Below are 5220 nucleotides of genomic sequence, written 5' to 3' on the forward strand. Positions count from 1 at the left end.
GCCGTGAACGGCATCCAGTAGGCGTCGAGAGCGGCGGGCGAGGGCGTGGTCATCTTCGGATCTCCGGGCCGCAACAGCGACTTCGGTGTCACTGGTGAGGCGTTGATAGGGAAGAGAGTCTAGAGAAGACCCCACGCAATGTGCTTGCGCGATCTGCACGGGGCAACCCTAGGTGGCGCAACTTTCTGCGAAGAATTCTGAGACACTTGGAACAATATGCGAGATTCTCCGAAAACACCGCAATTGGATGCGATCGACAGGCTCATTCTGGAAGAGCTTCAGACCAACGGAAAGCTGTCGAATGTCGAGCTGGCGCAACGGGTGCATCTGTCGCCCTCGGCCTGCCTGCGGCGCGTCAAGCAACTGGAAGACGAGGGCGTCATTTCGCAGTATGTGGCGCTGCTGAACCCGAAGGCAATCGGCCAGCACGGCACCAGCTTCACCATCATCAACCTCGAGAACATGAGCAACGCGCTGCTCGAGGCTTTCGAGCGAGCAGTGCGCGACGAGCCGCAGATCCTCGACTGCTTCTACGTCGCCGGCTCGAACGACTACCTGATCCGCTTCGCCTACCGCGACGCCGAAGACCTGGAGCGCTTCCACACCGAGGTGTTGATGCGCCTGCCGGGCGTCGAGCGCTCCAACTCGATGCTGGTGCTGCGCACGGTCAAGAAGACGACGGCGTTGCCGGTGTCGGCCGAGGCCTGGTAGTAGGCCTCGCCGCCGCAGCGCTCATCATGATGAGGGCGTCGGCTCCGCCCTGGCGATCGGCGGTTGCCGCACCAGCTGCGCCTGCAAGCGCCCACGGGGCAACGACTGCGCCGATGTCTGCGCGAGGTAGGTCAACAGGCCTTCACGCAGCTCGCAGCGCAGGTCGAAGTTCGGCCCTGACGCAGCCGAGCTGACCAGCACCCGCAGCTGCATCGCCTGGTCGGTGGTGTCGGTCACCTGCACCAGGCAGACCCGCTTGTCCCAATTCGGCGACGCTTCACACAGGCGTTTGGCCTCCGCCCGAATGTCATCGACCGAGGTCGTGAAGTCGACCCACAGGAAGACGGTGCCGAGCAGGTCGGCCGTCGTGCGTGTCCAGTTCTGGAACGGGTGCTCGATGAACCAGCTCAGCGGCACCACCAGGCGCCGCTCGTCCCAGATCTTGAGGACGACGTAGGTGGCGGTGATCTCCTCGACTCGGCCCCATTCGCCCTCGATGATCAAGACATCGTCGATGCGCATCGGCTGGGCCAGCGCGATCTGCAGGCCGGCCAGCAGGTTGCTGAAGACCGACTTCGCTGCAATGCCCGCTACTAGGCCAACGACGCCGGCCGAGGCCAGCAGGCTCGTGCCCAGCTGACGGGCGCGAGGAAACGTCATCAGCACGAACGCGACGCCGGTGAGCAGCGCGGCGCTGCAGGCGATGCGCGACAGCACCCGGGCTTGGGTGTGGATGCGCCTGGCCTCGAGGTTATCGGCCACGTCGGCCGGGTGCCGGGCGATCACGCCGTCCGCCAGGCCGCGGATCGCGCCGATACACAGCAAAGTTAGCGACACGATGAGCAGCACGCCGTTCGTGTGCTGCACCAATGACAAGCCGGGCAGGCCCTCGGGCGCACCTTCCCAGATCAGTTGCAGCACCACCAAGGGCGCCAGGGCCTGCACCGGCCGGTCGCACCGCCGAAGGACCGCCTGGGCGAGGGCGGACCAGCCGGCCATGCGGCGGACCACCGGCCGCAGCAGCCGATGCGCCAGTTGTGTGGCCACGAGCACCCCGCCTGCCAGCAGTGCCAGGCTTCCCCAGGGTTCCAGAGTCGTCCAGTTCATCGATCGCCCAAAAGAGTAGATCGGGGCGGGCGGCAAGGATCGGGCCCGCGCTCTTGGGGCGATGGGGCCGCCAAGAGACTTTCTTGCCTACGCAAATTCGGGTGGTCGAAGGCCTCGGGTTTGTCGACCACCCGCGGATCTCCTCTGTTGACAGCCCTGTCGGTGACGGTTAAATTGACTGAAAGCGCTTTCAGCAACCGTTTCCGGCCCGACGCCATCCAGGTTGAAGTCAGGGCGACGGCGAAGCAGAACACGACGAGGCGACAACATTGGGGACAGTTGAGCAAGCGCAGATGCCAGACGGCCAGTTGGCCGGGCCCAACCGACGGGCGTGTCTGGCCTGGGCCGCCGGCCTGGCGGCGTCTTGGGCGTTGCCGGGGTCGTCTGCATGGGCCGCTGGCGAGGCCAAGCAGCACCTGACGATCGCCGCCTATCCGGCGGTAGACAAGGTCATCAAAGCAGCGCTGCCGGCCTTCACGGCGTTGCACCCGAACGTCGACGTTCAGGTGATCAGCCGCGAGTTCGCCGACCACCACACGGCGATGACCACCGCACTGACGACTGCCAGCAACCTGCCGAACCTGATGACGCTGGAGGTCGACTACCTGGGCCGCTTCGCCCGCGGCATCGGTCTGGAAGACCTGACCCAGCCGCCGTACAACGCGCTGCAGTACCGCGACCGCTTCGTTCAATACGCCTTCGACCAGGCCACCGACAAGACCGGCGCGGTGCTCGCGATCCCGACCGACATCGGCGCCGGCACGCTGCTGTACCGTGCCGACCTGCTGGCCAAGGCCGGCGTCAGCGAAGGCGATCTGACCAGCTCGTGGGAGAGCTATGTCGCCGCCGGCCTGCGCGTGCGCGCCGCCACCGGCGCCTACCTGCTGCCGAACGCGCGCGACATCAAGGACATCGTGATCCGCACCGGCATCGAGCCGGGCGAGGGCCTGTTCTACGACAAGCAGTCGAAGGCGCTGATCAACACGCGGCGCTTCCACCGGGCCTTCGAGCTGTCGCTCAAGGTGCGGCAGAACAGGCTCGACGCGCAGGTGCGGCCCTGGTCTTCCGACTGGGCCGAGGGCTTCCGGCGCGGCGCGATCTCGACCCAGATGGTTGGCGCCTGGATGGCTGGGCACCTGAACAACTGGCTCGCGCCGACGACGCGCGGCCTGTGGCGTTCGGCGCAACTGCCAGAGGGCGCCTACGCCGCATCGGGCGGCACCTTCTACGCGATCCCGCGGCGTTCGGCGCCCGAGCTGAAGCCGGTGGCCTGGGAGTTCATCCGCATGATGACGCTCAGCCGCGAGCAGCAACTGGGCGCGTTCAAGGCGCTGGATGCCTTCCCGGCGCTGCTCGAAACCTACGACGACCCGTTCTTCGAGCAGCCGATCGAGTTTCTCGGCGGCCAGCCCGGGCGCCTGTTGTGGCGCGAGGCCGCACGTCGCATCAAGGCCGTGCAGGTCCACAAGCAGGACCATTTCGCGAGCGAGGTCGTCAACACCGAGCTCGACAAGGTGCTGGACCAGGGCAAGAGCATTGACCAGGCGCTGGCCGACGCGCAGCGCCTGATCCAGTCGAGGGCATTGCGATGAGCCAACCTTTGTCGGCCGTGAACACCGCCACCACTGCCGTGCCGCAACCCACTGCGTCTCGCCGCCACACGCGCCTCCAGCTCTCCACGCGCTGGGCGCCGTATGTGCTGCTCGGCCCGTTCCTCGTGCTGTTCGTGGTCTTCGGGCTGTACCCGCTGCTGTTCTCGCTCTACCTCGCATTCCAGAGCTGGGAGCCGACGAGTGGCCTGCAGGCGATGCAGTTCGTCGGCCTCGACAACTTCGCCTTCGCGCTGCAAGACGAGTGGTTCTGGAAATCGCTGTCCAACACCGGCTGGCTGGCGCTGGCTTCGGGCGTGCCGCAGCACCTGGTCGCGATCCCGGTCGCCTGCTTCATCCACGCTCGCATCAAGCGCTTCCGCAACCTGCTGGTCGGGGCGTACTTCGTGCCCTACATCACCTCGACGGTGGCGATCGCGATCCTGTTCACCTCGCTGTTCTCGACCGACTACGGGCTCATCAACTCCGGCCTGCGCGCGATCTGGAACGGTGAGCCCATCGACTGGTTGRACAAGCCCGGCACGATCAAGCCGACGATCGCGCTGCTGGTGTTCTGGCGTTATGTCGGCTTCAACGTGGTGCTGTACCTCGCGGCGCTGCAGACCGTCCCGGCCGATCTGTACGAAGCCGCCACGCTCGACGGCGCCAAGGCCTGGCAGCAGTTCCGCTTCATCACGCTGCCGAGCTTGCGGCCGGCCATTCTGTTCGGCGTCACGCTCAGTGTGATTGGCGGCCTGCAGCTGTTCGAAGAGCCGTTCATCCTGACCAACGGCAAGGGCGGGTCGGACCAGGCCGGCATGACGACTGCGTTCTACCTGTTCCGCATGGCCTTCGACTTCAACGACTTCGGCGCGGCCAGCGCGATGTCGTGGCTGCTGTTCGCAGTGGTGGCGGTGCTGACCTGGGCCACCCACAAGGCCCTCGGGCGGAGGACCTGACCATGGCCCACACCGCAGTCGCCACCTTGTCGAACCGCACATCAAGCCGCACATCGCAGCGCCTGAACGCATGGACGGCCTACATCGCCGTCGGCGTCGGCGCGCTGGTGATGCTGACGCCGTTCTACTTCCTGTTCGTGTTCGCCACCCAGTCGCGGCAAGAGCTGTTCAGCCTGCCGCCGCCGCTGTTCTTCGGCAACGACCTGGCCGCCAACATCCACATCCTGACCGAGCGCATCCCGTTCCTGCGCAACCTGGGCTGGAGCGTCTACGTCGCGCTCGCGTCCACGGCGCTGACGCTGCTGTTCTGCTCGATGGGCGGCACTGCATTCGCGCTCTACGAGTTCCGCTTCAAGAAGCAGCTGTTCGCGCTGGTGATGGGCACGATGCTGCTGCCGTCGTTCATGACCATCATCCCGAACTTCATGGTGATGGACGCGCTGGGTTGGATCGACCAGCCGCGGGCGTTGTACGTGCCCGGTGCGGCCGGCGCCTTCGGCATCTTCCTGATGCGGCAATCGGTGATCGGGGCGATCCCACGTGAGCTGATCGAAGCCGCGCGCATGGACGGCTGCGGCGAATTCGCCATCTACTGGCGCATCGTGCTGCCGCTGCTCAAACCCGCACTCGGCACGCTGGGCCTGGCGACCTTCATCGCCTCTTGGAACAACTTCATCGGGCCGCTGGTGGTGATGCGCTCGCCCGACATGTACACGCTGCCGCTGGCGCTGCGCACGCTGCAAAGCCCGGTCGACACCGAATGGGGCGCGCTGATGGCCGGCACCGCCATCGCGACGCTGCCGCTGCTGGTGTTGTTTGCGCTCGCGTCCCGGCAACTGATCGCGGGCCTGACG

Annotated in this window: 5 protein-coding genes; 4 read left to right on the forward strand and 1 reads right to left on the reverse strand. The window is 66.1% G+C overall.

Translation table 11 applies throughout. The features are described 5' to 3' along the window. Positions 1-216: 216 nt before the first annotated feature. Positions 217-711 carry an Lrp/AsnC family transcriptional regulator gene (locus AC1DYI_RS25715; protein ID WP_477206974.1) on the forward strand — a complete coding sequence of 165 codons (495 nt, stop codon included), beginning with the start codon at positions 217-219 and terminating at the stop codon, positions 709-711. Between the two features lie 24 nt (positions 712-735). Here AC1DYI_RS25715 and AC1DYI_RS25720 read toward each other — a convergent pair whose 3' ends face one another. Continuing rightward, a complete protein-coding gene (locus tag AC1DYI_RS25720) occupies positions 736-1818 on the reverse strand; it encodes a mechanosensitive ion channel family protein (RefSeq protein WP_477206975.1) in 1083 nt (360 codons plus the stop codon). A 293-nt stretch (positions 1819-2111) separates the two neighbouring features. Between AC1DYI_RS25720 and AC1DYI_RS25725 the strand changes: the two genes are divergently transcribed. From AC1DYI_RS25725 to AC1DYI_RS25735, 3 genes are all read left to right on the forward strand, one after another. Then, complete coding sequence (locus tag AC1DYI_RS25725; protein WP_477206976.1) at positions 2112-3410, forward strand: ABC transporter substrate-binding protein; 1299 nt, start codon at positions 2112-2114, stop codon at positions 3408-3410. Beyond that, positions 3407-4366, forward strand: a complete 960-nt coding sequence (locus AC1DYI_RS25730; protein ID WP_477206977.1) for a carbohydrate ABC transporter permease — start codon at positions 3407-3409, stop codon at positions 4364-4366. The genes AC1DYI_RS25725 and AC1DYI_RS25730 overlap by 4 nt, the downstream gene beginning before the upstream one ends. Positions 4367-4368: 2 nt before the next feature. Continuing rightward, a partial coding sequence (locus AC1DYI_RS25735) for a carbohydrate ABC transporter permease (RefSeq protein WP_477206978.1) occupies positions 4369-5220 on the forward strand: 852 nt, incomplete at its 3' end.

It is taken from the genome of Ideonella sp. P3_A4 (assembly GCF_056403075.1).

Coding starts and splice junctions, on each gene's coding strand:
- AC1DYI_RS25720 (WP_477206975.1), bottom strand. CDS start 1,818: ATGAACTGGACGACTCTGGAACCCTGGGGAAGCCTGGCACTGCTGGCA.
- AC1DYI_RS25715 (WP_477206974.1), top strand. CDS start 217: ATGCGAGATTCTCCGAAAACACCGCAATTGGATGCGATCGACAGGCTC.
- AC1DYI_RS25725 (WP_477206976.1), top strand. CDS start 2,112: ATGCCAGACGGCCAGTTGGCCGGGCCCAACCGACGGGCGTGTCTGGCC.